Origin of the sequence: Salmonella sp. 741265073_HBA, assembly GCF_046569105.1 — a bacterium.
GTDB classification, from domain to species: Bacteria; Pseudomonadota; Gammaproteobacteria; order Enterobacterales; family Enterobacteriaceae; genus Salmonella; species Salmonella enterica.
The window spans coordinates 1-25,187 of the sequence record NZ_JBKFRY010000019.1 but is presented as its reverse complement, the minus strand read 5'-3'; the positions used below and the strand labels follow the sequence as shown (position 1 = coordinate 25,187).

Genomic DNA, 25,187 nt, shown 5'->3' with positions numbered 1-25,187 from the left:
AAGGATTCACAATCCGGTCCATCTGGAGGAACTATGGATCATCGTCTGCTTGAAATCATCGCCTGCCCGGTATGTAACGGCAAACTCTGGTATAACCAGGAAAAGCAAGAATTAATTTGCAAACTGGATAATCTCGCTTTCCCGTTACGCGACGGCATTCCTGTATTGCTGGAAAATGAAGCTCGCGCCCTGACATCTGATGAGAGTAAATCATGAGTTTCGTCGTCATCATTCCGGCCCGTTTTTCATCTACCCGACTGCCAGGCAAACCATTAGTGGATATTAATGGTAAGCCCATGATTGTTCATGTCCTGGAGCGGGCGCGTGAATCTGGCGCGGAACGCATTATTGTCGCGACCGATCATGAAGACGTGGCTCGTGCGGTAGAAGCGGCTGGCGGCGAAGTGTGCATGACGCGCGCCGATCACCAGTCCGGCACCGAACGGTTGGCGGAAGTGGTAGAGAAGTGCGGATTCAGCGACGATACCGTTATTGTGAACGTTCAGGGCGATGAGCCGATGATCCCGGCGGTTATTATTCGCCAGGTCGCGGAAAATCTGGCGCAGCGCCAGGTTGGCATGGCGACGCTGGCGGTGCCGATTCACAGCGCCGAAGAAGCGTTTAACCCGAATGCGGTAAAAGTCGTGCTGGATGCTGAAGGCTATGCGCTTTACTTTTCCCGGGCGACGATTCCCTGGGATCGCGATCGCTTTGCAAAAAGTCTGGAAACGGTAGGGGATACTTGCCTTCGTCACCTGGGCATTTATGGCTATCGCGCGGGATTTATCCGCCGTTACGTGAGCTGGCAACCCAGCCCGCTGGAACATATTGAAATGCTGGAGCAACTCCGTGTGCTGTGGTACGGCGAAAAAATTCATGTCGCCGTCGCCAAAGCGGTGCCCGGCACGGGCGTAGACACCGCCGACGACCTGGAGCGCGTGCGCGCTGAAATGCGTTAACATGATCCTGTTCATGATCGTCTTAGACGGTCATGAACAGCGCGGTATGATAGCGCAAAGATGAATACTCACGTCTGCTCATCAGTGGCGGCTTTCTCGTACCGTTACGATTTTCCTCATTTTTCTTTTCTTCCCTTGATCTGATACGGGTGACATCTGTCCATACGACGCTCATTATTAAAGCAGTAGCACTAATGGGGGTAATCTGGAATGGAACAGTTGCGGGCCGAACTCAGTCATTTGTTGGGTGAAAAACTTAGCCGTATAGAGTGCGTGAATGAGAAAGCGGATTCCGCATTGTGGTCATTATATGACAGCCAGGGAATTCCGATGCCGCTGATGGCGCGAAGTTTTACCACTCCCGGCGTTGCGCAGCAACTGGCATGGAAAACCTCAATGCTGGCGCGTAGCGGTACGGTGAGGATGCCGGTAATCTATGGCGTATTGACGCATGAAGAGCATCCTGGTCCGGATGTGCTGCTGCTGGAACGACTGCGCGGTGTGCCGGTCGAGGCGCCGGCGCGCACTCCGGAACGCTGGGAACAGCTAAAAGATCAGATTGTCGAAGGGCTGTTAGCCTGGCATCGGCAGGATAGCCGCGGTTGCGTGGGCGCCGTAGACCATACTCAGGAGAATATCTGGCCTTCCTGGTATCGTCAGCGGGTGGAGGTGCTGTGGACGACGCTAAATCAGTTCAGCAATACCGGCCTGACGATGCAGGACAAACGCATTCTGTTTCGTACCAGAGAATGTCTTCCTTCGTTATTTGAAGGGTTTAACGACAACTGCGTACTGGTGCATGGCAACTTCTGCCTGCGCAGTATGCTTAAAGACGCCCGTAGCGATCAGCTTCTGGCGATGGTCGGCCCCGGGCTGATGCTGTGGGCGCCGAGAGAGTTCGAACTGTTTCGCCTGATGGATAATCCATTGGCGGAGGGATTGCTTTGGCATTATCTGCAACGCGCGCCAGTGGCGGAGTCCTTCATCTGGCGGCGTTGGCTCTATGTGCTGTGGGACGAGGTTGCACAGTTGGTCAATACCGGACGTTTTAACCGTACCAACTTTGATCTGGCGGCGAAATCATTACTCCCCTGGCTTGCCTGATATGCCTTTCAGCCATTGCCAAAGTCGTCCTAATGTTTCATACCCAGCGCGATCGCTGTGCATTAGCCAGACCGGGGACGGAATTGCCCGCTCCCAGGGATTGAGCGGCGAATCGATCGCCAACTGATTCGCCGGCGCGGGAAGCGGATTCAGCCCGGCATGCTGAAAGAAAATCATCGCACGCGGCAAATGCGAGGCGGAGGTTACCAACAGGAAAGGGGCGTCGCCGATGGCCTGCTTAACGGCGGCGGCTTCTTCTTCCGTATCTTTTGGCTTATCCAGCGTAATAATATCGCTACGCGGTACGCCCAGTGACTGCGCCACCCGCGCACCGACTTCCGCCGTGCTTACCGTATTGGTTTTTGCTACGCCGCCGGTAAAAATCAGCTTTGCTCCCGGATTCGCGCGCCACAGCCGGATGCCTTCCGCCAGCCGCGGTAAACTGTTGTTAATTAAATTAGAGCTCGGCGCCCACTGCGGGTTCCAGGTATAACCGCCGCCGAGAACCACAATATATTCCACCTTTTGCGAACCCTGCCAGGTAGGGTAGCGGTTTTCTATCGGACGCAGCAGATGGTCAGAAACGGGTTGCAGGCTTAATAGCAATAGCGCCAGCCAACCTACGCTGATAAATACTTTTCCGGTCTTCTGAAAGCGGCTAAACCAGAGCAGCGCCAGGCCGACGCCAATCATCAGCAACATCAGCGGAAGCGGCAATAACATACCACCAATCACTTTCTTTAGCGTAAAAAGCATCCTTTTTGGTTCCTTTTTTAACCATATAGCGGAGGATTAACGGTGATATTACACCAGACAGGTTCATTCTCGCCGCGGCTGTGACAAAATAGCGGTTTTATCAGATAACGCCTGAGCCAGCCTGTGGAGAGTCCGATGCAGGATCGCAATTTTGATGACATTGCTGAAAAGTTTTCCCGTAACATTTACGGCACGACCAAAGGACAACTGCGGCAAGCCATTCTGTGGCAAGACCTGGATCGCGTGCTGGAGGAGATTGGCGGGCGAAAACTGCGGGTACTGGATGCCGGCGGCGGCGAAGGGCAAACGGCGATTAAGATGGCGGAACGCGGCCATCAGGTGACGTTATGCGATCTGTCTGGCGAAATGATCGCCCGCGCGCGGCAGGCGGCCGAGGCAAAAGGTGTGAGCAAAGACATGCATTTTATACAATGCCCGGCTCAGGACGTCGCTTCGCATTTGGAAAGCCCGGTTGATCTGATATTGTTTCATGCTGTGCTGGAGTGGGTAGCCGATCCTGTCGGCGTATTAGAAACGCTCTGGTCAGTATTGCGCCCTGGCGGCGCGCTGTCGTTGATGTTCTATAACGCTAACGGTTTGCTGATGCACAATATGGTGGCGGGTAATTTTGACTACGTGCAGGCGGGGATGCCTAAACGCAAGAAGCGCACGCTGTCGCCTGACTACCCGCGCGACCCCGCGCAGGTGTACCAGTGGCTGGAGGCGATTGGCTGGCAGATTACCGGTAAAACCGGCGTGCGTGTGTTTCATGATTATCTGCGTGAAAAACACCAGCAGCGTGACTGTTATGAGACCCTGGTCGAACTGGAAACGCGTTATTGCCGCCAGGAGCCGTATATTAGCCTTGGGCGCTACATTCATGTCACCGCGATTAAAAGCCCGGCGCTAGCCGCAGATGCAAGGATAACCTATGAGTGAATTTTCCCAGACAGTCCCCGAACTGGTTGCCTGGGCCAGAAAAAACGACTTTTCCATCTCGCTGCCGGTAGACAGACTTTCCTTTCTGCTGGCGGTCGCCACGTTGAACGGCGAACGCCTTGACGGCGAGATGAGTGAAGGCGAGCTGGTGGATGCATTCCGCCATGTGAGTGATGCGTTTGAGCAAACCAGCGAAACCATCGGCGTGCGCGCTAATAACGCGATTAACGATATGGTGCGTCAACGTCTGCTGAACCGCTTTACCAGCGAGCAGGCGGAAGGCAATGCGATTTACCGATTAACCCCGCTCGGGATTGGCATCACCGATTACTACATTCGTCAACGTGAATTCTCTACGCTGCGTCTTTCTATGCAGTTGTCGATTGTGGCCGGCGAATTGAAGCGCGCGGCGGATGCGGCAGCGGAGGGTGGCGATGAGTTCCACTGGCATCGCAACGTTTACGCGCCATTGAAATATTCGGTGGCGGAGATTTTCGACAGTATCGATCTCACCCAGCGCATCATGGATGAACAGCAGCAGCAGGTGAAAGACGATATCGCACAACTGCTGAATAAAGACTGGCGGGCGGCGATTTCCAGCTGTGAACTGCTGCTTTCCGAAACGTCCGGTACGCTGCGCGAGTTGCAGGATACGCTGGAGGCGGCGGGCGATAAGCTGCAGGCTAACCTGCTGCGCATTCAGGATGCCACGATGACACACGACGATCTGCATTTTGTCGACAGGCTGGTGTTTGACTTACAAAGTAAACTCGACCGCATTATCAGTTGGGGTCAGCAGTCTATTGATTTATGGATCGGTTACGATCGTCACGTGCATAAATTTATCCGTACCGCGATCGATATGGATAAAAACCGTGTCTTCGCCCAGCGGTTGCGCCAGTCCGTGCAGACTTATTTTGACGATCCGTGGGCGCTAACCTACGCGAATGCCGATCGTCTGCTGGATATGCGCGATGAAGAGATGGCGTTGCGTGACGATGAAGTCACCGGGGAGTTGCCGCCGGATCTGGAATATGAAGAGTTTAACGAGATCCGCGAGCAGTTAGCGGCCATCATTGAAGAACAGCTGGCTATCTACAAAACCAGACAAACGCCACTGGATCTTGGGCTGGTGGTGCGCGAGTATCTGGCGCAATACCCGCGCGCGCGTCATTTCGACGTGGCGCGTATTGTTATCGATCAAGCGGTACGTCTTGGCGTAGCGCAAGCAGATTTCACCGGACTGCCAGCCAAATGGCAGCCGATTAATGATTACGGAGCCAAGGTACAGGCGCATGTCATTGACAAATATTGAACAAGTGATGCCGGTTAAGCTGGCGCAGGCGCTGGCGAATCCGTTATTTCCGGCGCTGGATAGCGCATTACGTTCGGGCCGCCACATCGGGCTGGATGAACTGGATAATCATGCCTTTCTGATGGATTTTCAGGAATACCTGGAAGAGTTTTACGCGCGTTATAACGTGGAACTGATTCGCGCGCCGGAGGGGTTCTTCTACCTGCGTCCGCGTTCTACCACGCTTATCCCGCGCTCGGTGTTATCCGAACTGGATATGATGGTCGGTAAAATTCTCTGCTACCTCTATCTTAGCCCGGAGCGTCTGGCCAACGAAGGGATCTTTACTCAGCAGGAGTTGTACGACGAGCTGCTTACCCTTGCGGACGAAGCCAAACTGCTAAAGCTGGTGAATAACCGCTCGACGGGATCTGACGTTGACCGTCAGAAACTGCAGGAAAAGGTGCGTTCTTCTTTAAACCGCCTGCGTCGTTTGGGCATGGTATGGTTTATGGGCCACGATAGCAGCAAATTCCGCATTACCGAATCGGTCTTCCGCTTTGGCGCGGATGTCCGCGCCGGCGACGATCCTCGCGAGGCGCAGCGTCGTCTCATCCGCGACGGGGAAGCGATGCCCATTGAAAACCATCTGCAACTTAATGATGAGACCGAAGAGAGTCAGCCGGACAGTGGAGAGGAAGAATAATGATTGAACGCGGTAAATTTCGCTCGCTAACGCTGATTAACTGGAACGGTTTTTTTGCCCGCACTTTTGACCTGGATGAACTGGTCACGACGTTATCCGGGGGCAACGGCGCCGGGAAATCCACGACGATGGCGGCGTTCGTCACGGCGCTGATCCCGGATCTCACATTACTGCACTTTCGTAACACCACGGAAGCCGGCGCCACCAGCGGTTCGCGCGATAAAGGTTTACACGGTAAGCTGAAGGCGGGCGTCTGTTACTCCATGCTCGACACCATTAATTCCCGCCATCAGCGGGTGGTGGTCGGCGTGCGTCTGCAGCAGGTCGCTGGGCGCGATCGCAAAGTGGACATCAAACCGTTCGCTATCCAGGGGCTGCCGATGTCGGTACAGCCGACACAACTGGTGACGGAGACATTAAACGAACGTCAGGCGCGCGTACTGTCGCTTGCTGAGCTGAAAGACAAGCTTGACGAGATGGAAGGCGTGCAGTTTAAGCAGTTTAACTCCATCACCGATTATCATTCGCTGATGTTTGACTTAGGGATTATCGCCCGTCGTCTGCGCTCCGCTTCCGATCGTAGTAAATTCTATCGTTTGATAGAGGCCTCGCTGTACGGCGGGATCTCCAGCGCCATTACCCGATCGCTGCGCGATTATTTATTGCCGGAAAACAGCGGTGTGCGCAAGGCATTCCAGGATATGGAAGCGGCGCTGCGCGAGAACCGACTCACGCTGGAAGCGATTCGTGTTACCCAATCCGATCGCGATCTGTTTAAGCATTTGATCAGCGAAGCCACCGATTATGTGGCGGCGGATTATATGCGCCACGCTAATGAGCGTCGGGTTCACCTTGATCAGGCGTTGGCGTTTCGACGCGAACTGTACACATCGCGCAAACAACTGGCGGCGGAGCAGTACAAGCACGTCGATATGGCCCGTGAGTTGGGCGAACATAACGGTGCCGAAGGTTCTCTTGAAGCGGATTACCAGGCGGCGAGCGATCACCTGAATCTGGTGCAAACTGCGCTGCGCCAGCAGGAAAAAATTGAACGCTACGAAGCGGATCTTGAAGAGCTGCAGATTCGACTCGAAGAGCAAAATGAAGTGGTGGCGGAAGCCGCCGAAATGCAGGACGAAAATGAAGCGCGTGCCGAAGCCGCCGAGCTGGAAGTCGATGAACTCAAAAGCCAGCTTGCGGATTACCAGCAGGCGCTGGATGTACAGCAAACGCGCGCGATTCAGTATAACCAGGCGATATCAGCGCTTGCCCGCGCTAAAGAACTTTGCCATCTGCCGGATCTAACGCCGGAAAGCGCCGCCGAATGGCTGGATACTTTCCAGGCAAAAGAGCAGGAAGCTACGGAAAAACTGCTGTCGTTGGAACAAAAAATGAGCGTGGCGCAAACCGCGCACAGCCAGTTTGAGCAGGCTTATCAGCTGGTGGCGGCGATCAACGGCCCGCTGGCGCGTAGCGAAGCCTGGGACGTGGCGCGCGAGCTGTTACGGGACGGCGTGAACCAGCGTCATCTGGCGGAACAGGTACAGCCGCTGCGGATGCGCCTGAGCGAACTGGAACAGCGGCTGCGCGAGCAGCAAGAGGCGGAACGTCTGCTGGCGGAGTTCTGTAAGCGACAGGGCAAAAATTTTGATATTGACGAACTGGAAGCGCTGCATCAGGAGCTGGAAGCCCGCATCGCGTCCTTGTCTGATAGCGTATCGTCAGCCAGCGAACAGCGTATGGCCTTGCGTCAGGAACAGGAACAGCTGCAATCCCGTATCCAGCATCTGATGCAACGCGCTCCTGTCTGGCTGGCGGCGCAGAATAGCCTGAACCAGCTTAGCGAACAGTGCGGCGAGGAGTTTACGTCCAGCCAGGAAGTGACCGAATACCTGCAACAGCTACTGGAACGTGAGCGCGAAGCCATTGTCGAACGCGACGAAGTGGGCGCGCGTAAAAATGCGGTTGATGAAGAGATCGAACGTTTAAGCCAGCCGGGCGGCGCGGAAGACCAGCGTTTGAATGCGCTGGCGGAGCGTTTTGGCGGGGTACTGCTGTCGGAAATCTACGATGATGTCAGCCTTGAAGATGCGCCGTACTTTTCCGCACTGTATGGCCCGTCGCGCCATGCGATCGTCGTACCGGATTTATCGCAAATAGCCGAACAGCTTGAAGGTCTGACCGACTGCCCGGAAGATCTGTACCTGATCGAAGGCGATCCGCAGTCTTTTGATGACAGCGTATTCAGCGTTGACGAGCTGGAAAAGGCGGTGGTCGTGAAAATTGCCGACCGTCAGTGGCGTTATTCGCGTTTCCCGTCGCTGCCTATTTTTGGCCGTGCGGCGCGCGAGAACCGTATTGAAAGTCTCCATGCGGAACGGGAAGTGCTTTCCGAGCGCTTTGCCACGCTCTCGTTTGACGTGCAGAAAACCCAGCGTTTGCACCAGGCGTTCAGCCGTTTTATCGGCAGCCACCTTTCCGTCGCTTTTGAGGACGATCCGGAAGCGGAAATTCGCCGACTGAACGGGCGTCGCGTCGAGCTGGAGCGCGCGCTGGCGACGCATGAAAGCGACAACCAGCAACAGCGCCTTCAGTTTGAGCAGGCGAAAGAGGGCGTTTCCGCGCTTAACCGTTTGCTGCCGCGGCTGAATTTATTGGCCGATGAAACGCTGGCCGATCGGGTCGATGAAATTCAGGAACGGTTGGATGAGGCGCAGGAAGCGGCGCGATTTGTGCAGCAATATGGCAACCAGTTAGCCAAACTGGAGCCGGTGGTTTCCGTTCTGCAAAGCGATCCGGAACAGTTTGAGCAGTTAAAAGAAGACTATGCCTGGTCGCAGCAAATGCAGCGCGACGCGCGCCAGCAGGCTTTTGCGCTGGCTGAAGTCGTCGAACGTCGGGCGCATTTCAGCTATTCCGACTCGGCGGAAATGCTGAGCGGCAACAGCGATCTCAACGAAAAGCTGCGCCAGCGGCTGGAGCAGGCGGAAGCCGAGCGTACCCGCGCCCGCGAAGCGCTGCGCAGCCATGCCGCGCAGTTAAGTCAGTACAGCCAGGTCCTGGCCTCGCTAAAAAGCTCTTACGACACGAAAAAAGAGCTGCTTAACGATTTGCAGCGCGAATTACAGGATATTGGCGTTCGCGCCGACAGCGGGGCGGAAGAACGCGCCCGCCAGCGTCGCGATGAACTGCACGCCCAGTTGAGCAATAACCGTTCGCGTCGCAATCAGCTTGAGAAAGCGCTCACCTTCTGTGAAGCGGAGATGGATAACCTGACCCGTAAGCTGCGCAAGCTGGAGCGCGATTATCATGAAATGCGCGAGCAGGTCGTGACCGCGAAAGCCGGCTGGTGCGCGGTCATGCGGATGGTGAAAGACAATGGCGTGGAACGCCGTCTGCACCGTCGTGAGCTGGCTTATCTGTCGGCGGATGAACTGCGCTCCATGTCGGATAAGGCGTTGGGCGCGCTGCGCCTGGCCGTCGCGGATAACGAACATTTACGCGACGTATTGCGCCTGTCGGAAGATCCGAAACGCCCGGAACGTAAAATCCAGTTCTTTGTGGCCGTTTACCAGCATCTGCGCGAACGTATTCGTCAGGATATTATTCGTACCGACGATCCGGTTGAAGCCATTGAACAAATGGAGATTGAGCTGAGCCGTCTGACGGAAGAGCTGACATCGCGTGAGCAAAAGCTGGCGATCAGTTCCCGCAGCGTGGCAAACATTATCCGCAAGACTATCCAGCGTGAGCAGAACCGTATCCGTATGCTGAACCAGGGGTTGCAAAGCGTCTCGTTTGGCCAGGTGAATAGCGTGCGGTTAAACGTCAACGTGCGTGAAACGCATGCCACCTTGCTGGATGTGCTTTCAGAACAGCAGGAGCAGCACCAGGATCTGTTTAACAGCAATCGTCTGACCTTCTCCGAAGCGCTGGCGAAACTGTACCAGCGTCTGAATCCGCAGATCGATATGGGGCAACGCACGCCGCAGACCATCGGCGAGGAGCTGCTGGACTACCGTAACTATTTGGAAATGGAAGTTGAAGTTAACCGTGGGTCCGACGGCTGGCTGCGTGCGGAATCCGGCGCGCTATCCACGGGTGAAGCTATCGGGACCGGGATGTCAATTCTGGTGATGGTGGTGCAAAGCTGGGAAGACGAAGCGCGCAGACTGCGCGGGAAAGATATTTCGCCATGTCGCCTGCTGTTCCTCGATGAAGCGGCGCGTCTGGATGCGCGCTCTATCGCCACGCTGTTTGAACTATGCGAACGTTTGCAGATGCAGCTCATCATCGCCGCGCCGGAAAACATCAGTCCGGAGAAGGGCACGACCTATAAGCTGGTGCGTAAAGTGTTTCAGAATACTGAGCATGTTCATGTTGTCGGGCTGCGTGGCTTTGCGCCGCAGCTTCCGGAAACGCTTCCCGGTACGCAGACGGAAGATACGCCTTCAGAAGCGAGTTAAATACGGCAGAAATAATGAAGTGCCCGATGGCGCCTCGCTTATCAGGCAAGGCCGGATAAGTCGGTTACGCCGCCATCCGGCACAACAAGTTCTGCTTTATCATTACCCTGGGGCGGCGAAAGCCGCCTTTTTCTTTATCTGAAAAATCTCTCCGGGTAGTGCATTTTCTTTAAACTTCTTTACATTAGGTTAGGCAAAAACGTAACGAACTTTATATACTGGAGTTAAGCCTGACGAGTGAGCAGGCTGACTCGTCATACTAAACAAAAGCATTGGTTGCGGTTGACCCGCGCTGCGGGCAGCACAGTCATGCGGAGTATGATAATGAAAACAGGGGGCAAGGGATGTTGCTTAATAAGATGTGTGGTCGTTGTCTGTCGGCAATCAGTTTATGCCTGGCCGTAACATTCGCTCCACTGTTCAATGCGCAGGCCGATGAGCCTGAAATGATACCTGGCGATAGCGCCGTTGCCGCGACGGATCAGGCTGGGCCGCAGAAGCAATCCGCCGCGACGGCGATTATGGCCGGGATTCAGCCGCTGCCGGAGGGCGTTTCAGCCGAGAAAGTCCGGGCTGATTTACAGTCGCAGCTTCCTTCCGGCTATACGCCGGTCTATATGAGCCAGCTGACATTGCTGTATGCCGCGCGCGACATGAAGCCCATGTGGGATAATCGCGATGCGGTGAAAGCCTTCCAGCAACAGTTGGCGGAGGTGGCGATTGCCGGATTCCAGCCGCAGTTTACCGCCTGGGTGGCATTGTTGACCGATCCCGCCGTAAACGGTATGGCGCGTGATGTTGTGTTGTCAGACGCCATGATGGGCTATCTCCATTTCATTGCGAATATCCCCGTCAAAGGCCAGCGCTGGTTATATAGCAACAAACCTTACGCATTGGCGACGCCGCCAGTCTCGGTGATTAACCAGTGGCAAATCGCGCTGGAAGAGGGCCAGTTGCCGATGTTTGTCGCCAGCCTGGCGCCGCAGCATCCACAGTATGCGCCCATGCATGACGCGCTACTGAAGCTGGTGGCGGACTCTCGCCCGTGGCCGCAGTTGGCCAATACCGCGACGCTGCGCCCGGGGCAATGGAGTAACGATGTGCCTGCGCTGCGCGAAATATTACAGCGTACGGGGATGCTGGATGGCGGTCCAAAGATAGCCTTACCCGGCGATAACACTGCTGATAGCGCCGTCGTCAGCCCCTCCGCCGCGGTAGTCGAAACATCGGTGGCGCAGCCGGTCGACGAACCAACGGCCCGCCGTAGTAAGTCGGCTCCGGCGGCACGCGCCTACGATCGTGAACTGGTCGAGGCGGTAAAGCGTTTTCAGGCATGGCAAGGGCTGGGGGCGGATGGCGTTATTGGCCCGGCGACGCGTAACTGGCTTAATATGACCCCCGCGCAACGCGCAGGCGTACTGGCACTGAATATCCAACGTTTACGCCTGCTGCCAGCGGAACTCTCTACCGGTATTATGGTAAACATTCCCGCTTATTCGCTGGTCTACTATCAGAATGGCAACCAGGTGCTGGCTTCGAGGGTGATCGTCGGGCGTCCCGATCGTAAAACGCCGATGATGAGCAGCGCGCTGAATAATGTGGTGGTGAACCCGCCGTGGAACGTTCCGCCCACGCTTGCGCGTAAAGACATTTTACCGAAGGTGTGGAATGACCCAGGCTATCTGGAGCGCCATGGCTACACCGTGATGCGCGGCTGGAACAGCAAAGAAGCGATCGATCCGTGGCAGGTTGACTGGGCCACCATTACGCCATCGAATCTTCCGTTCCGTTTCCAGCAGGCGCCAGGCGCGCACAATTCGCTGGGGCGTTATAAATTTAATATGCCGAGTTCAGATGCTATCTATCTGCACGATACGCCTAACCATACTCTCTTTCAGCGTGACGCCAGGGCGTTAAGTTCCGGCTGCGTGCGGGTCAATAAGGCCTCTGAGCTGGCGAATATGCTCTTGCAGGATGCTGGCTGGAACGATGCGCGGATCTCAGGCGCCCTGAAGCAAGGCGACACGCGGTATGTCAATATCCGGCAGAACATTCCAGTAAATCTTTACTATCTGACCGCGTTTGTCGGCGCAGATGGACGTATGCAATATCGTACAGATATTTACAATTACGATCTCACAGCGCGATCCAGCGCACAAATTGTGCCAAAGGTTGAACAATTAATCAGGTAAATGAAGAAGTTCTGGTAAATATGTTGTCCTAATGTTTGGCTTCAACGGGGCGTTTCGCTGTAGACCCCCGTTGTGGCTGGGGGAGGGCCATCTTGACGCGGGCTTTATCGGCAGTTAAGGTGCCTTTCGTGCGCCAGAAGTGCATATACAACAACCTTTAAGTTGACCGGGCCGTTCAGAAGTCTGTGCCAGCCGGTATCATGTCTGCTTAAAGGTAGAAGTGTATTAACGATAACATTGACCTGTAGACCTGATTATCATGGACAAATTTGACGCTAATCGCCGCAAGCTGCTGGCGCTTGGTGGTGTCGCTCTCGGCGCCGCCATCCTGCCCGCGCCAGCGTTTGCCACACTCTCGACCCCACGCCCGCGCATTTTGACGTTAAACAATCTCCATACCGGAGAGTCAATCAAGGCGGAGTTTTTCGATGGAAGAGCCTACATTCAGGATGAATTAGCAAAGTTAAACCATTTTTTCCGTGACTATCGCGCGAATAAAGTCCGATCAATCGATCCCCGCCTGTTTGACCAACTTTACCGACTTCAGGGGCTGTTAGGGACGCGTAAACCTGTGCAGCTCATCTCAGGCTACCGTTCTCTTGATACCAATAATGAATTACGCGCCCGTAGCAGCGGCGTAGCGAAAAAAAGCTACCATACAAAAGGGCAGGCGATGGATTTTCATATTGAAGGCGTGGCGCTGAGCAATATTCGCAAAGCGGCGTTATCTATGCGCGCAGGTGGTGTAGGATATTACCCACGTAGTAACTTTGTGCATATTGATACCGGGCCGGCGCGGCACTGGTAATCAGCGAGGCTTAATCAAAGGAGCAGTATGAACTATTGTATTATTCCGGTCACCGCGTTCTCCCAGAACTGTTCATTAATCTGGTGCGAACAAACCCGGCTGGCGGCACTGGTCGATCCGGGCGGCGACGCGGAAAAAATTAAACAGGAAGTGGACGCCAGCGGCGTGACGTTGATGCAAATTTTACTCACGCATGGGCATCTCGATCATGTCGGCGCGGCGAGTGAACTGGCGCAGCATTACGGCGTTCCTGTTATCGGTCCGGAAAAAGAAGATGAGTTCTGGCTGCAAGGACTGCCGGCGCAAAGCCGCATGTTTGGTCTGGATGAGTGTCAGCCGCTGACGCCTGATCGCTGGCTGAACGACGGCGATCGCGTCAGCGTAGGGAATGTGACGTTACAGGTGTTACATTGTCCGGGACACACGCCGGGACACGTGGTTTTCTTTGATGAACAGTCGCAACTGCTGATCTCCGGCGATGTGATTTTCAAAGGTGGCGTCGGGCGCAGCGATTTCCCTCGCGGCGATCACACCCAGTTGATTGACGCCATTAAGCGTAAATTGTTGCCGCTTGGCGATGATGTGACCTTTATTCCTGGCCACGGCCCGCTCTCTACGCTCGGGTACGAGCGTCTGCATAATCCCTTCCTGCAAGATGAGATGCCGGTCTGGTAAGCAGAATGAAAAAGCCTGCAATGTGCAGGCTTTTTTATCGGTCACGCCAGTCGGCAGCTTTTTACAGTACCGCGACAATGGCTTCGCACAGCGGCGCCATATTATCCGGGGTCATGCCCGCCACGTTTACGCGACCAGAAGCCACGGCATAAACGCCAAACTCTTCACGCAGACGCAGCACCTGATCTTTGGTCAGACCGCTGAATGAGAACATCCCGTTCTGCTTGATAATAAAGCTGAAGTCACGGTTCGCGCCTTTTTCCTGCAAGGTATTCACGAACAGTTGACGCATACGCTGAATACGCTGGCGCATATCCGTCAGTTCCTGTTCCCAGATCGCGCGCAGGGCGTCATTACTCAGGATAGTCGCGACGATGGACGCGCCGTGCGCTGGCGGGTTGGAGTAGTTAGCGCGAATGGCGGATTTCATCTGGCTAAAAGCGCGATCCACGGTTTCCGCATCGGCGGCAACGAGGGTGCAGGCGCCGACGCGTTCATTATATAAGCCGAAGTTTTTGGAGTAGGAGCTGGCGACAATGAGCTCTTTATGCAGCGCGGCAAAGGCGCGCAGACCTTCCGCATCTTCTTCCAGGCCGCGGGCAAAGCCCTGGTAAGCGAAATCGAATAGCGGCAGCCACCCTTTTTCAACGGAAAGCTCAGCCAGAACCTGCCACTGTTCCAGAGTAGGGTCAATGCCGGTTGGGTTATGACAGCAACCGTGGAACAGAACCACATCGCCAGCCTGAGCTTCGCTCAGGCTGGCTTGTAACGCTTCAAAATCCAGCGTGTGATTTTCCGCATCGTAGTAAGCGTACTCCCGAACTTCCAGGCCGGCAGCGTTAAACACGCTTTTGTGGTTCGGCCAGCTGGGGTTGCTCACCCACACCCGTTTTACCGGAGTATTTTTTGCCAAAAAGTCGGCGGCAATGCGTAACGCGCCGGTACCGCCCGGCGTTTGCGCCGTGCGTGCGCGCTTATCGTTAATCAGCGCGCTGCCTTTGCCGAACAGCAGTTCCTGAGTGCAGCGAGCAAATTCCGGAATCCCGTCAATGCCGAGATAGTTTTTCGTCGTTTCATTTTCCAGTAAATACTGCTCGGCTTTTTTAACGCTGGTGAGCACCGGTGTTTTGCCGGTTTCATCTTTATATACGCCAATGCCAAGGTTAATTTTCCCTGGACGGTCATCGGCGCGAAACAGATCGGCCAGGCCCAAAATCGGGTCGGCAGGAGCGGCGGTTATGTTCTCAAACATGACGAGGTTCCATTATAGTTACAGAAGGGAAATCCGCTATCAGGTTAACGGCAGATTTACAAAATGCCAACCGTTAGCGCTAAAAAGCCCGCCTGTTTTTGAAAGACGCACATTTTCTCTAAGAGAGATAAAAAAACAGGACCGAAGTCCTGTTTTTGAGGCATAAAACAAAGGGGTCTGCTGATCAGAACTGGTAAGTAATACCGACAGCCGCCTGATCGTCGGTGCCAACGTAGCTGGAGCTGTAGTCGTTTTCGTCCAGCAGGTTGAAACGGTAGTCAACCCATACGTTCATGTTTTTGTTGAAGTAGTAAGTCGCGCCCGCCTGAATATATTTCGCCAGATCGGCCGAGCCGTCGGCGCCGTTCAACTGCTTACCTTTACTCTGCACATACGAGATTGCCGGACGCAGGCCGAAGTCAAACTGGTACTGAGCGACCACTTCCAGGTTCTGCGTTTTGTTTGCCATTTCCACGGTATCGGTAACCGTATTTTCAACAATGCTCATATTGCGGGTTTCAGCATATACGGCAGCCAGGTAGACGTTGTTTGCATCATATTTCGCGCCAACGGCCCATGACTCTGCGCGATCGCCATTACCATCGCGATCCTGCTGATCGTTAGTACGCTTGCTGTTGCTGTACGCTGCGGTGACGCCAAAGCCGTCGAACTCATATGCCATGGTGTAACCTACGCCATCGCCATTCTGAGAGTTAATGCTGTGGTTGTCCTGATTTTTACCCTGATACTGGATACCGAAAGAGAGACCGTCCACCAGACCAAAGAAGTCAGAGTTACGGTAGGTCAACAAACCGCCAGCACGGCTGGTCATGTAGTTATCAGTATAGGCGCCGCCCCAGGTTTCGCCGGAGAAGTAGGGGGCCATATCGGTATAGGATTCAACATCGTAAACGATACCGTAGTTACGACCATAATCGATTGAACCCACTTCCGCGTATTTCAAACCCGCGAAAGCCAGACGGACCAGATTCGAGTTCTGCTGTTCGCCTTCAGCGCGGTCTGCTTTAGTACGGTATTCCCACTGACCGAAACCGGTCAGATCGGTGTTAATCTGCGTTTCCCCTTTAAAACCAATCTGGGCATAAGTCTGGTCGGCATTTTTGCTATCGCCGGTCGTTGTCCATACGTGACGACCCACGGCTTTACCGTACAGATCCAGCTTATTACCATCTTTATTATAAATTTCTGCTGCGTTTGCGGTTGCAGCAGCCAGCAGGGCAGGGATCACCGCTGCCAGGATTTTGCGCTTCATCATTATTTATTACCCTCATTGGTTTTTTTATATGACACCTGCCACTGCCGTCAATAAATTCCGTCAATAAAACTTTACAGAAATATTGATGAGAGTTTGGTGTCTTTATGTGTCTGACAGGCATCTTTCCATTCAAACTAACGTTTCGCTACCGTGAAAGTGCTACAAATATAAAGATTTAGTTTCAAAAGGAAAAAATATGTAAACAAATGTTATTTTCGCGGAACTTTGTGAACAACGTCAAACTTCCCCTGAGTTCTCGCTTTGATTTGATCGTTTTTCTTTTATCACTATGATTTTATTGTAATTATTGGCTTGTAGAACCGTTGTGCCTGAAAAAGCAGCAGACGAGCCATTTCATAAAAATAGCCATTTAGAAGTCTTGATGTCTGAAATTATGGTGAAAAATTGTGCTATTAGAACAGAAAAATCTAATCCGCAATAAAATTAAGGATTAATTTTTATGTGTAAATATTTTCGTGAAATATACAGTAACAAGATGTGGTAATTCAGAGGGTTGTAATTAAATTTATTTACTTATTGATAATAAAACTGACATTCAGGCGAAAAAAAAGGCCAGCATAGCTGGCCTTGAGTGTGACGTAAAAATCAGAAGCTGGCGTTGCGTGGGGTCCGTGGGAACGGAATAACATCGCGCACGTTTTGCACACCCGTGACGTAAGCGATAAGGCGTTCAAAGCCCAGGCCAAAGCCGGAATGCGGTACAGTACCGTAGCGACGCAAGTCGCGATACCACCAGTAATCCTCTTTATTCAGCCCCATTTCGGCCATACGGGCATCCAGCACATCCAGACGCTCTTCACGCTGGGAACCACCGATGATTTCGCCGATTCCCGGCGCCAGCACATCCATGGCCGCCACGGTTTTGCCATCTTCGTTAAGGCGCATGTAAAATGCTTTAATTTCCTTCGGATAGTTTTTCACCACTACCGGCGCTTTGAAATGCTCTTCCGCCAGATAACGTTCGTGTTCGGAAGAGAGGTCGACGCCCCAGAACACCGGGTTTTCAAATGTCTTACCACAGCGTTCCAGAATGGCGACCGCATCGGTGTAATCCACCTGAGCGAAGTCGGTAGAGACAAAACGCTCCAGACGAGCGATAGCGTCTTTATCCACGCGTTCGGCAAAGAACTTCATATCATCCGCACGCTCTTCCAGAACCGCCTTGAAGACATATTTCAGCATGGCTTCCGCCAGACGGGCGTTGTCTTCCAGATCGGCGAACGCCACTTCCGGCTCCAGCATCCAGAACTCCGCCAGGTGGCGGCTGGTGTTGGAATTTTCCGCGCGGAAGGTCGGCCCAAAAGTATAGATTTTGGACAGCGCACAGGCATACGTTTCACCGTTGAGCTGGCCGGAGACGGTCAGGAATGATTCTTTGCCAAAAAAGTCTTTGTCAAAATCTACTCTGCCCTGGTCGTTACGCGGCAGGTTTTCCAGATCCAGCGTTGAGACGCGGAACATTTCGCCAGCGCCTTCGGTATCGGAAGCGGTAATCAGCGGGGTAGAGACCCAAAAGAAACCCTGCTCATCGAAGAAGCGATGCAGCGCCTGCGCCAGAGTATGGCGGACGCGCGCTACCGCGCCAATCAGGTTAGTGCGCGGGCGCAGATGCGCGACCTCACGCAGATACTCAATGCTATGGCGTTTTGCCGCCATCGGGTAGGTATCCGGATCTTCCACCCAGCCTGCGACCTCTACTTTCGTAGCCTGGATTTCGAAACTTTGCCCCTGTCCCGGCGACGCGACAACCTTACCTGTTACTACCACGGAGCAGCCTGTCGTCAGGTGTAATACTTCTTCATTATAATTGGGCAGAGAATTATTAATGACAGCCTGTACAGGATCAAAGCAGGAGCCGTCATAAACGGCGAGGAAGGAGATGCCAGCTTTTGAATCTCGGCGGGTACGCACCCATCCGCGCACGGTGACTTCTTGGTCAACGGCTACACGGCCCTGGAGTACGTCGGCTACAGGCACAACGCTCATAATATTCTCTCTGTTAATAGTCGGAAAAAATAAACACTTGTCCACCCGAAATGGGGGTATTCCTATGTTACCTGGCATCTGCAATCAGACAAGTAGAAATCGCAGCTGAAGTGAAAGATTTCGGAAATAAACCTGAAAAAGGAGCCCAGGCAGGCTCCCTGGAAAGAATTAACTAGCTTTGCGGATCTGCGGGAGATCAAAGGCTTTACGCAGCGCGCGCACAAACGCTTTATCATGACAGATCGTTTTACCGGGACTGTCGGAAAGTTTAGCCACCGGCTTTCCGTTACACTCCACAAGCTTGATCACGATATTGAGCGGTTTTACCTGAGGGATATCGCAGGTCAGGCGGGTACCGATGCCGAAGCTTAACTGCACGCGAGAGGCGAAATGGCGATAGAGCTCGACCGCCTTTGGCAGATCAAGGTTATCTGAAAAGACCAGCGTTTTTGTCAGCGGATCAATCCCCAGCTTTTCATAATGGGCAATCGCCTTTTCGCCCCATGCGACAGGGTCTCCTGAGTCGTGGCGTAACCCCTGATAACGGCTGGCGAATTCAATGCCGAAATCGCGTAAAAACGCATCCATTGTAATGCAATCTGTCAATGCGATACCAAGCTGGTCCGGATATTCGTTAAGCCAGGCGGCCAACGCGGCACGCTGGCTGGTCGCCAGGTCCGGACTGATTTGTTGATGCGCCTGGAACCATTCGTGCGCCTGAGTGCCCATCGGCGTCAGCGCCAGGCGACGCGCGAGATCATAGTTGCTGGTGCCGACGAACCATGACTCCTGCTGGAGACGTTTAACTATCGCCTGCTGCACTTCACGAGAGAAACGGCGGCGGGTGCCGAAGTCCATCAGGTGGAAGCGGGACATATCGAGATTGGCGGTTAACGCAGTGAAATCAACCAGCTTACTTTCCAGCGCGTCGAGCGCCTGATCAACGCCCGCGTTTGGCGAGCGGTAGTGATGAACCAGCTCACTGATCACGGCCAGCAGCGGCACTTCCCACATAATGACTTCACGCCACGGGCCGGTTAAGCGAATATTCAGCTTGCCGTTATCGTTGGTGACACAGACTTGAGCTGGGTTATAGCGAAACTCGCGTAACCAGTTCAGATAATCCGGTTTAAAAAAGGGCAGGCCGGAGAGCCACTGGAACTCGTCCTCCTGGAGGCGCAGGTGCTGCATCGCGTCCACCTGCTCGCGAATAGCATCGGCATAAATACCCAGCAGGTCGTCGCCACGGCAACGAAACTCAGCCGCTACCTGCACATCATAGTAGTGATGAAAAACGGCTTGCTGCATATGCAACTTATAAGCATCTGTATCCAGCAACGAGTGCAGAACAGGAGAAGCGAATTGTGTCATAGGTGCGCTGTTGCGTCCTCTCACGGGAGCGTTTAGTACAATAAACAACTAAGAAAACCGCTGGAGTATACCTTGTTTAGCGATTTATTGAACCCCGATCACACCATAAGCTGTCTTTAGGGTCGAGCGCATTTCGTGCCCCATGTTATAAAAATGTAGCGATGCGACTGCTAACCCCTTGAATTTAAGGATTTCTACTGCGCTGCTACCATGCTTTGGGGCAGTGATGGGGCATAGCGGGAAAGTGCCTGGTTGAGCAGAGAAACCTGTTCTGCGCTCTTCTCTGACATCCACTTTCCATACACCTTGTAAACCATCTGTGCATCGGTATGCCCCATCTGCGTTGCTATAAAGTTTGGGTTAGCACCAGCTGATAATGACCAGCATGCATAGGTATGTCGTGACTGATACGCGTTACGGTAACGAATGCCGGCACGCTTGATTATCGGGGCCCAAATTTTATTAATGGAATTAACCGCGTAGTGATATCCTGTGCGAGGTCCACGTTTGACGCATTGAGGGCTGAATACGAACGTGCAGGGCTGAATGACAGATTGTCCATATTCCCGCAACTTCACTTCAACCTCAAACTGCCGGCCAAGGCGTGTCAACTGGGCCTGATTCCTCAGGGCATCAATAGCTGGTTGAATGAGATATATCACCCTGTCAGTACCTGCGTCGGTTTTTGGCAGGGTGAACTCATCCGTCTGGGTAAGGTTGCGCTTCACAATGATCGTCCCGGCATGCAGATCGATATCTTCCCAGGCCAGACCGCACAACTCCCCATGCCTCATTCCGGTATAGACTGCCAGTGACCAGAGATTTCTCATCTGCTGGTGTCCGCATGCCTGGATAAACCTGATGAACTCGTCTGTCGTGAGTGGATCTGGTTCCCCTTTCGCTTTCTTGAGACGGTTAATTCCGCTAAACGGGTTTTCCTTTGCATAGCCGTTATCTGTTCCAAACTGGAAGATCTCGGCCATCAGCATCATGTAATTATTCACTGTGGACGATTTCCGGCCTTTAACCTGAGTCCGGTGATCCTTCTTCATTACCTGAAAGCCCGTCAGCAACTCCTTCCTGACATACAGCAAATCCTCAGTAGTCACCGCAGAAACCATTTTGTTTTCGCCGATGAGTGGAAGCATGTTTTTTATGATAGATTCGTACCTACTCATGGTATTAGAGCTGATCTCCATTCTCTTCAGCTCGGACCATCTTTCGGTAAGCTCCAGCACAGTAATTTCCTTTCTATCCTGACCGAACCGGGCAAGGTTCGGTGAGTTTGGGAATTTTTCCACATAGTTAAAATTCCCCATCCTTATCGCAAAACAAACCGAAGAACGCAGTTCGCCAGCTATCTTGCGATTTTTTGCAGTGTCAGGGATACCAAGGTTTTCCCTGACACGTTTACCTTTATACAGAAACCAGATGCGGAGCGAACCGCCGTGGTTTTCGACGCCTGTCGGGTATGATGCATTAGCCATTAATCCCTCCTGACGTCCAGGAGCATTGACGAGTGTACTGCTTTTCATGTTGTCTTCGCACCTGGTTGATTTTTTTTCTGCGCCTCGATCCACTGATCAACGGCTTCTCTGTTGTATATGCATTCGCTCGAAGGCTTCGGATTTCCGTCTGGTGAAATGTGCAGGTACTCGCGGCCCAGCATCCAGGATTCTTTTCTGGCGCGGGTAATGGTTCCGGGCTTAAGCCCGGTAACCGCAATCAGAACTTTTTCGCTAACCCACTTGTTTGGCGTCAGTTGGATAATGTTGCTCATCGTTTTCTCCAGTGGCCCCGCAGCGGGCCATCGCTAATATTCAGTTTGCCTGTGCTGGCAGATTTCTAAGTTTCCGGACGCCGATCATTGCGGTGGCTACGTAGCTGGTGGCCCGGTTAACTACTTCAACAGGCACCTTTACGCCATCCACTACAACGGTGTAATTGGTAACGTGCTTTTGTCTGCCGTAATCGCCGAACTTTTCATGATGCGCCGCCAGTGCAACATCACATGCGCGACGGCCCAATGGCGATTGCTTACTGCGATTTATAAGGCGCATAAAACCTCCTCAGGCGGGAGGGCGTAACCCCTCCCGATGCAATTAGCCGATGTATTCCGGTTTCATATCGTCCAGGGTGACGCGGTACTTATCGTGCAGTTCGTCGCCAAGATGGCGTTTAGCAGCGCCAAGCGTGCTTTCAGCTTTAGCAAACATCTCTGCGGCTTCCGGTTCGCCAGGGTTTGGAATTGAGTTGATCACTGCCTCGACTTTGTTCTGTGCATCGACCTGGTAATAGCGCTTCACTGCTTTGTTTTTTAATTCGGTGAACAGCGCAGTACCCAGCAACGCTTTCTGTGATTCGATATCCGCACGGATTGCTTTTGCCTGATCAACGGAACTTGCTGTATCAATGCGTTCGCGAAGATCGTCGGCAACAGCATCAACGTTAGCTGCCGACTCCTGCGCGCTGGTCCTGGTGCTAACCTCGCTGGTGATTTCCTGTACGCTCATGCGCTGGACTGGAGCAGGGTTAATCTCGCGTTCTTCTCGTTGCTCAACCTCATCAGGGCTGTACACGCCGAGGATCACTTCCGGGCAGTACAGGCGAGCCCAATATTTAACGCCCAGATAGGCAATTTGCTGTTTAGGGTTTGAAACCCATAGCGGAGAATTGCGGGTAACAACGCCGGAGAGGTAAAGAGGTTCTCCCCAGGTGATTTCAGATTCACCTCGCAGAATGGCACCAACCTGAACGAACAGGCCGATCTCGTCCTCATCTGTCCAGCCACGAACGCGCTCAGTGACGGTGTACTTCCCATTTTTACCGTTTTTATCGCGTGTGATTTCCTGTGTCCTGGTGCAGCGCTCCCAGTCACCCCCATAGCGGTAATGAAAACGGCCATGAATGGCACTGGAGCTTGCGATTACTGCGTTGACCAGTTGTGCCTCGTAACCAAGAACACCGTTAACCAGGTGTGTTTTCTGAGCCACAGCGTAAGGGTTCATGCCCCATTGCATAGCCTGCATGACGATAGCCATACAGTCGGCTGGTTTCCCTGCAAGGTGTGCCGGTACCGTCACCTGTGAGTCTGCCATCAGGTTAGCGAAAGCTGTTAACTGACCCAGTGCCTGAACGTTAAAAATTGCGTTACTGGCAGAAATGGTGTTTGGTGCCTGCTGCTCAGTGGTAACAATATTTGTGTTTTCCATGATTTTCCCCTTATGCCTGTACGCGCAACGCTTCAAGGCGGCGCACATCAAAATCGTTCAGTTCGTCGGTGTAGTCTTCTGTGATAGGCGCTGACCATTCACCAGTGTCGAAGCCGTTTGCTATCTCTCGCATTGTTTTGCGGTATTCCAGCATGCCAAGTTCCAGCAACTCGGTAGACGCCTCAATGATGGCGACCCAGTGGTAGTTCTCGTCTTTGTTGACGAAAATCCAGAAAAACTGGTCCAGCGCCGCAGTTTCGCAGTACATGGCCGCGCTCAGGTGATAGTCCCGATCGATGATTTCCCGGTGCAACTTCGCACGCAGGCCTTCCTGCTTGATGTTCCACATGCTGATAGTTTTCAGGTCGGCGCCAATGCGCAGGCCGCCCATATCGAGCTCAAGGTCAGGGCGTACCCGAACTTCCAACCCGGTTTCCTCATCAATCCCAAAATAGCTAACCTCGACAGCGCGGCTTGGGTGAGTCAGCAATTTGCCGGCGGTCGGGTGCTCCAGCAGGGCTTTCTGAATGTTCAGCGCGGTGCTGAGCTGTTGGCGGGTGACCAGCACTTTCCCTTCGGTGTTCTCCCGCCACGCATCCAGCAATTCGTCGGCGAATACCACTGCCGGGTTGACTGATTTCACGGCCTGAATCAGATCGGCCTTCGTGCCAGAGACTTTCAACGGCGACGATTTTTGCGCTTCCTGAGCGACCAGGTCAGGGTTGATTATTGCCAGTTGCTCCAGCAGCGCGTCACGGCTGCCGCTGGTTTTAACCGGCGCGGGCAGGGTGACGTTGTACTCTTTGATGCAGGCTTTCATCGCCGTGGCTGTATGTTTGGTGCCGTTTTCAATGCGCTGGAATTCTTCGGGAAGCTGCTCATACGATGCATAGGTTTCATCTACCGAAGCTCCAAGCGGCATCTGCGACGGCAGGGTGGCGTTGTACTCTTCCAGCAGCGCTTTGATATCGTCAGCACTCAGCAGCGCTGGCAGGCTGGCGTTGTGCGCGTCGATGAACTCGCGCAGGGTGGCGGTGGTGGTGAAAGCACCCTCAGGGATCTCCGGCTCTACGCTGAACTCCGCTTCGAGGTTTTCCGGCTGTAGAGCCAGAACATGTACCAGGTTGCCCATATCAAGCACTGGAGAGCGCTCTTTGACGATAGTCTTCTCTACGTGACGCGCGTTAAAGTACATCAGCGACACGCGAGCATCTTTCACCTGAGTTGAGCTGATCCCGTTGGCGGCGTGGTAAACCTCGTTTGGTACACCTTCATAGCGGCCCGGCTCGAAGTATTCCGGCCAGGCTGCTTCTGGCTCTTCTTGTTGCGATTCCGGTACGTTTTGTTGCGCCTCAGCCTGATTCTGGTTCTCTACGGTAACTGCTTCTTTACCAGTACCCAGATCGTCTTCGCCTGCCTGCACCGCATCACCAGCCTGTTTTTCATCACTGTCAGCTTTTTGAACCTGCACATTGCTGGTGGTCTCCGGATTCGTTTCTGTGCCATGAGTTGATGAGTTCTGCATTAAAGCGGACACGTCGAAAATACCGTTGCCAACATTTTTAACCAGTTCAGGTTCGGTGGTCGGCTGGCTTGTCCCGGTTTTCACCCATTTTGGGTCGTTCGGGTCGCTGATGCCTTCCACATATTCACCGCGCGCGGCGGCAAGCTGTCGGTTGGCTTCTTCTACCGCGTCTTTTTCCGGAGTGTGTCGGGCAGCCGTGAGAGCTTCCTCGGTGGGGTTCTCGTGATCAGTCTCCGTTAAGTTGGCGTTGATATACCCCTGAAGGCGTCCGGGGTAGTGATAAAACTCAGGGTGTGCGCTTCGGATCAGCGCGAAAATAGCGGCGCGGGAATAATCCAGGATACCGGGCGTTGCGCGAAGTGCTGCGGACCATTCTTTGAACGGACTTTCCTTTTTCTTTACGATTTCTTTTGCGCGACGGTAAACGCTGCCAGGTAGCTCATAGATATTAAAGTCCATAGGCAAAGTGGCCATTGCAATCTCTACGTCCAGAGTATCGAGAGTGTGTTCGTAATCAGGGTTACGGTCAGTCTTATTGCCACCGCCAGCGTTGGCGCCGCTTTCAGTGCGTTGAATAGCCGATACACGGTTGCCTTTCGCCCACTCCTTAACGAGCAAACCGCGATCGATATGCTCCGTCTCGAA

General features: G+C 53.5%; 20 protein-coding genes. 10 read left to right on the top strand and 10 right to left on the bottom strand.

Annotated elements, in window-relative coordinates:
- Positions 1 to 33 precede the first annotated feature (33 nt).
- From ycaR to ACLD3P_RS19945, 3 genes are all read left to right on the top strand, one after another.
- Complete coding sequence (ycaR, locus tag ACLD3P_RS19955; protein ID WP_000350055.1) at positions 34 to 216, top strand: protein YcaR; 183 nt, start codon at positions 34 to 36, stop codon at positions 214 to 216.
- A complete protein-coding gene (gene kdsB / locus ACLD3P_RS19950; RefSeq protein WP_000011576.1) occupies positions 213 to 959 on the top strand; it encodes a 3-deoxy-manno-octulosonate cytidylyltransferase in 747 nt (248 codons plus the stop codon). Before ycaR ends, kdsB begins: the two co-directional genes overlap by 4 nt.
- A gap of 210 nt (positions 960 to 1,169) precedes the next feature.
- Positions 1,170 to 2,063, top strand: a complete 894-nt coding sequence (locus ACLD3P_RS19945; protein WP_000436888.1) for a YcbJ family phosphotransferase — start codon at positions 1,170 to 1,172, stop codon at positions 2,061 to 2,063.
- Here the strand turns inward: ACLD3P_RS19945 and elyC are convergent.
- On the bottom strand, positions 2,043 to 2,819 hold the full coding sequence (elyC, locus tag ACLD3P_RS19940; protein WP_024797288.1) for an envelope biogenesis factor ElyC: 777 nt from the start codon (positions 2,817 to 2,819) through the stop codon (positions 2,043 to 2,045). The genes ACLD3P_RS19945 and elyC overlap by 21 nt on opposite strands.
- A 135-nt stretch (positions 2,820 to 2,954) precedes the next feature.
- On the opposite strand from elyC, the gene cmoM reads away from it, so the two are divergent.
- The 7 genes from cmoM to ACLD3P_RS19905 all read left to right on the top strand — a co-directional run bounded on the left by cmoM (position 2,955) and on the right by ACLD3P_RS19905 (position 13,899).
- Positions 2,955 to 3,758: a tRNA uridine 5-oxyacetic acid(34) methyltransferase CmoM gene (gene cmoM / locus ACLD3P_RS19935; protein WP_001154025.1), complete on the top strand. Its 804-nt coding sequence runs from the start codon at positions 2,955 to 2,957 to the stop codon at positions 3,756 to 3,758.
- Complete coding sequence (gene mukF / locus ACLD3P_RS19930; protein WP_001288828.1) at positions 3,751 to 5,073, top strand: chromosome partition protein MukF; 1,323 nt, start codon at positions 3,751 to 3,753, stop codon at positions 5,071 to 5,073. Before cmoM ends, mukF begins: the two co-directional genes overlap by 8 nt.
- On the top strand, positions 5,054 to 5,758 hold the full coding sequence (mukE, locus tag ACLD3P_RS19925) for a chromosome partition protein MukE (RefSeq protein WP_000060025.1): 705 nt from the start codon (positions 5,054 to 5,056) through the stop codon (positions 5,756 to 5,758). Before mukF ends, mukE begins: the two co-directional genes overlap by 20 nt.
- Positions 5,758 to 10,224 (top strand): chromosome partition protein MukB, encoded by a 4,467-nt coding sequence (gene mukB, locus ACLD3P_RS19920; RefSeq protein ID WP_079962729.1) that lies wholly within the window; start codon positions 5,758 to 5,760, stop codon positions 10,222 to 10,224. Before mukE ends, mukB begins: the two co-directional genes overlap by 1 nt.
- A 344-nt stretch (positions 10,225 to 10,568) precedes the next feature.
- Positions 10,569 to 12,416 (top strand): L,D-transpeptidase, encoded by a 1,848-nt coding sequence (ldtD, locus tag ACLD3P_RS19915; protein WP_000925875.1) that lies wholly within the window; start codon positions 10,569 to 10,571, stop codon positions 12,414 to 12,416.
- Positions 12,417 to 12,675: 259 nt separating this feature from the next.
- Complete coding sequence (locus ACLD3P_RS19910) at positions 12,676 to 13,224, top strand: YcbK family protein (protein WP_000357052.1); 549 nt, start codon at positions 12,676 to 12,678, stop codon at positions 13,222 to 13,224.
- Positions 13,225 to 13,251: 27 nt separating this feature from the next.
- The gene (locus ACLD3P_RS19905) at positions 13,252 to 13,899 is read left to right on the top strand and encodes an MBL fold metallo-hydrolase (RefSeq protein ID WP_373445469.1); all 648 of its coding nucleotides are present in this window, start codon (positions 13,252 to 13,254) and stop codon (positions 13,897 to 13,899) included.
- Positions 13,900 to 13,960: 61 nt separating this feature from the next.
- On the opposite strand, the gene aspC is transcribed toward ACLD3P_RS19905, so the two are convergent.
- The 9 genes from aspC to ACLD3P_RS19860 all read right to left on the bottom strand — a co-directional run.
- Entirely contained in the window at positions 13,961 to 15,151 is a 1,191-nt protein-coding gene (aspC, locus tag ACLD3P_RS19900) for an aspartate transaminase (protein ID WP_000462653.1), read from the bottom strand.
- A 184-nt stretch (positions 15,152 to 15,335) separates the two neighbouring features.
- Complete coding sequence (ompF, locus tag ACLD3P_RS19895) at positions 15,336 to 16,427, bottom strand: porin OmpF (RefSeq protein ID WP_000977709.1); 1,092 nt, start codon at positions 16,425 to 16,427, stop codon at positions 15,336 to 15,338.
- Positions 16,428 to 17,033: 606 nt separating this feature from the next.
- Entirely contained in the window at positions 17,034 to 18,434 is a 1,401-nt protein-coding gene (gene asnS, locus ACLD3P_RS19890) for an asparagine--tRNA ligase (protein ID WP_000117867.1), read from the bottom strand.
- Positions 18,435 to 18,602: 168 nt separating this feature from the next.
- Entirely contained in the window at positions 18,603 to 19,805 is a 1,203-nt protein-coding gene (pncB, locus tag ACLD3P_RS19885) for a nicotinate phosphoribosyltransferase (RefSeq protein WP_064043567.1), read from the bottom strand.
- A gap of 194 nt (positions 19,806 to 19,999) precedes the next feature.
- Positions 20,000 to 21,292 (bottom strand): tyrosine-type recombinase/integrase, encoded by a 1,293-nt coding sequence (locus tag ACLD3P_RS19880; RefSeq protein WP_001262307.1) that lies wholly within the window; start codon positions 21,290 to 21,292, stop codon positions 20,000 to 20,002.
- 44 nt (positions 21,293 to 21,336) lie between these two features.
- Positions 21,337 to 21,585, bottom strand: a complete 249-nt coding sequence (gene xis / locus ACLD3P_RS19875; RefSeq protein ID WP_000065276.1) for an excisionase Xis — start codon at positions 21,583 to 21,585, stop codon at positions 21,337 to 21,339.
- A 40-nt stretch (positions 21,586 to 21,625) separates the two neighbouring features.
- A complete protein-coding gene (locus tag ACLD3P_RS19870; RefSeq protein ID WP_001237031.1) occupies positions 21,626 to 21,865 on the bottom strand; it encodes a DUF4060 family protein in 240 nt (79 codons plus the stop codon).
- A 42-nt stretch (positions 21,866 to 21,907) separates the two neighbouring features.
- Complete coding sequence (locus ACLD3P_RS19865; RefSeq protein WP_001539618.1) at positions 21,908 to 23,065, bottom strand: RecT family recombinase; 1,158 nt, start codon at positions 23,063 to 23,065, stop codon at positions 21,908 to 21,910.
- Positions 23,028 to 25,187: PD-(D/E)XK nuclease-like domain-containing protein (locus ACLD3P_RS19860; RefSeq protein WP_411006725.1), on the bottom strand; the 2,160-nt coding region annotated here is incomplete at its 5' end. The genes ACLD3P_RS19865 and ACLD3P_RS19860, both read right to left, overlap by 38 nt.

Excerpts from the sequence above, each read along its gene's own strand:
- elyC (WP_024797288.1), bottom strand. The coding sequence starts at position 2,819 with ATGCTTTTTACGCTAAAGAAAGTGATTGGTGGTATGTTATTGCCGCTT.
- ACLD3P_RS19880 (WP_001262307.1), bottom strand. The coding sequence starts at position 21,292 with ATGGCTAATGCATCATACCCGACAGGCGTCGAAAACCACGGCGGTTCG.
- xis (WP_000065276.1), bottom strand. The coding sequence starts at position 21,585 with ATGAGCAACATTATCCAACTGACGCCAAACAAGTGGGTTAGCGAAAAA.
- kdsB (WP_000011576.1), top strand. The coding sequence starts at position 213 with ATGAGTTTCGTCGTCATCATTCCGGCCCGTTTTTCATCTACCCGACTG.
- ycaR (WP_000350055.1), top strand. The coding sequence starts at position 34 with ATGGATCATCGTCTGCTTGAAATCATCGCCTGCCCGGTATGTAACGGC.
- mukE (WP_000060025.1), top strand. The coding sequence starts at position 5,054 with ATGTCATTGACAAATATTGAACAAGTGATGCCGGTTAAGCTGGCGCAG.
- ACLD3P_RS19945 (WP_000436888.1), top strand. The coding sequence starts at position 1,170 with ATGGAACAGTTGCGGGCCGAACTCAGTCATTTGTTGGGTGAAAAACTT.
- ompF (WP_000977709.1), bottom strand. The coding sequence starts at position 16,427 with ATGATGAAGCGCAAAATCCTGGCAGCGGTGATCCCTGCCCTGCTGGCT.
- asnS (WP_000117867.1), bottom strand. The coding sequence starts at position 18,434 with ATGAGCGTTGTGCCTGTAGCCGACGTACTCCAGGGCCGTGTAGCCGTT.
- ACLD3P_RS19870 (WP_001237031.1), bottom strand. The coding sequence starts at position 21,865 with ATGCGCCTTATAAATCGCAGTAAGCAATCGCCATTGGGCCGTCGCGCA.
- ACLD3P_RS19910 (WP_000357052.1), top strand. The coding sequence starts at position 12,676 with ATGGACAAATTTGACGCTAATCGCCGCAAGCTGCTGGCGCTTGGTGGT.
- mukB (WP_079962729.1), top strand. The coding sequence starts at position 5,758 with ATGATTGAACGCGGTAAATTTCGCTCGCTAACGCTGATTAACTGGAAC.
- cmoM (WP_001154025.1), top strand. The coding sequence starts at position 2,955 with ATGCAGGATCGCAATTTTGATGACATTGCTGAAAAGTTTTCCCGTAAC.
- pncB (WP_064043567.1), bottom strand. The coding sequence starts at position 19,805 with ATGACACAATTCGCTTCTCCTGTTCTGCACTCGTTGCTGGATACAGAT.
- ldtD (WP_000925875.1), top strand. The coding sequence starts at position 10,569 with ATGTTGCTTAATAAGATGTGTGGTCGTTGTCTGTCGGCAATCAGTTTA.
- mukF (WP_001288828.1), top strand. The coding sequence starts at position 3,751 with ATGAGTGAATTTTCCCAGACAGTCCCCGAACTGGTTGCCTGGGCCAGA.
- ACLD3P_RS19905 (WP_373445469.1), top strand. The coding sequence starts at position 13,252 with ATGAACTATTGTATTATTCCGGTCACCGCGTTCTCCCAGAACTGTTCA.
- ACLD3P_RS19865 (WP_001539618.1), bottom strand. The coding sequence starts at position 23,065 with ATGTGCGCCGCCTTGAAGCGTTGCGCGTACAGGCATAAGGGGAAAATC.
- aspC (WP_000462653.1), bottom strand. The coding sequence starts at position 15,151 with ATGTTTGAGAACATAACCGCCGCTCCTGCCGACCCGATTTTGGGCCTG.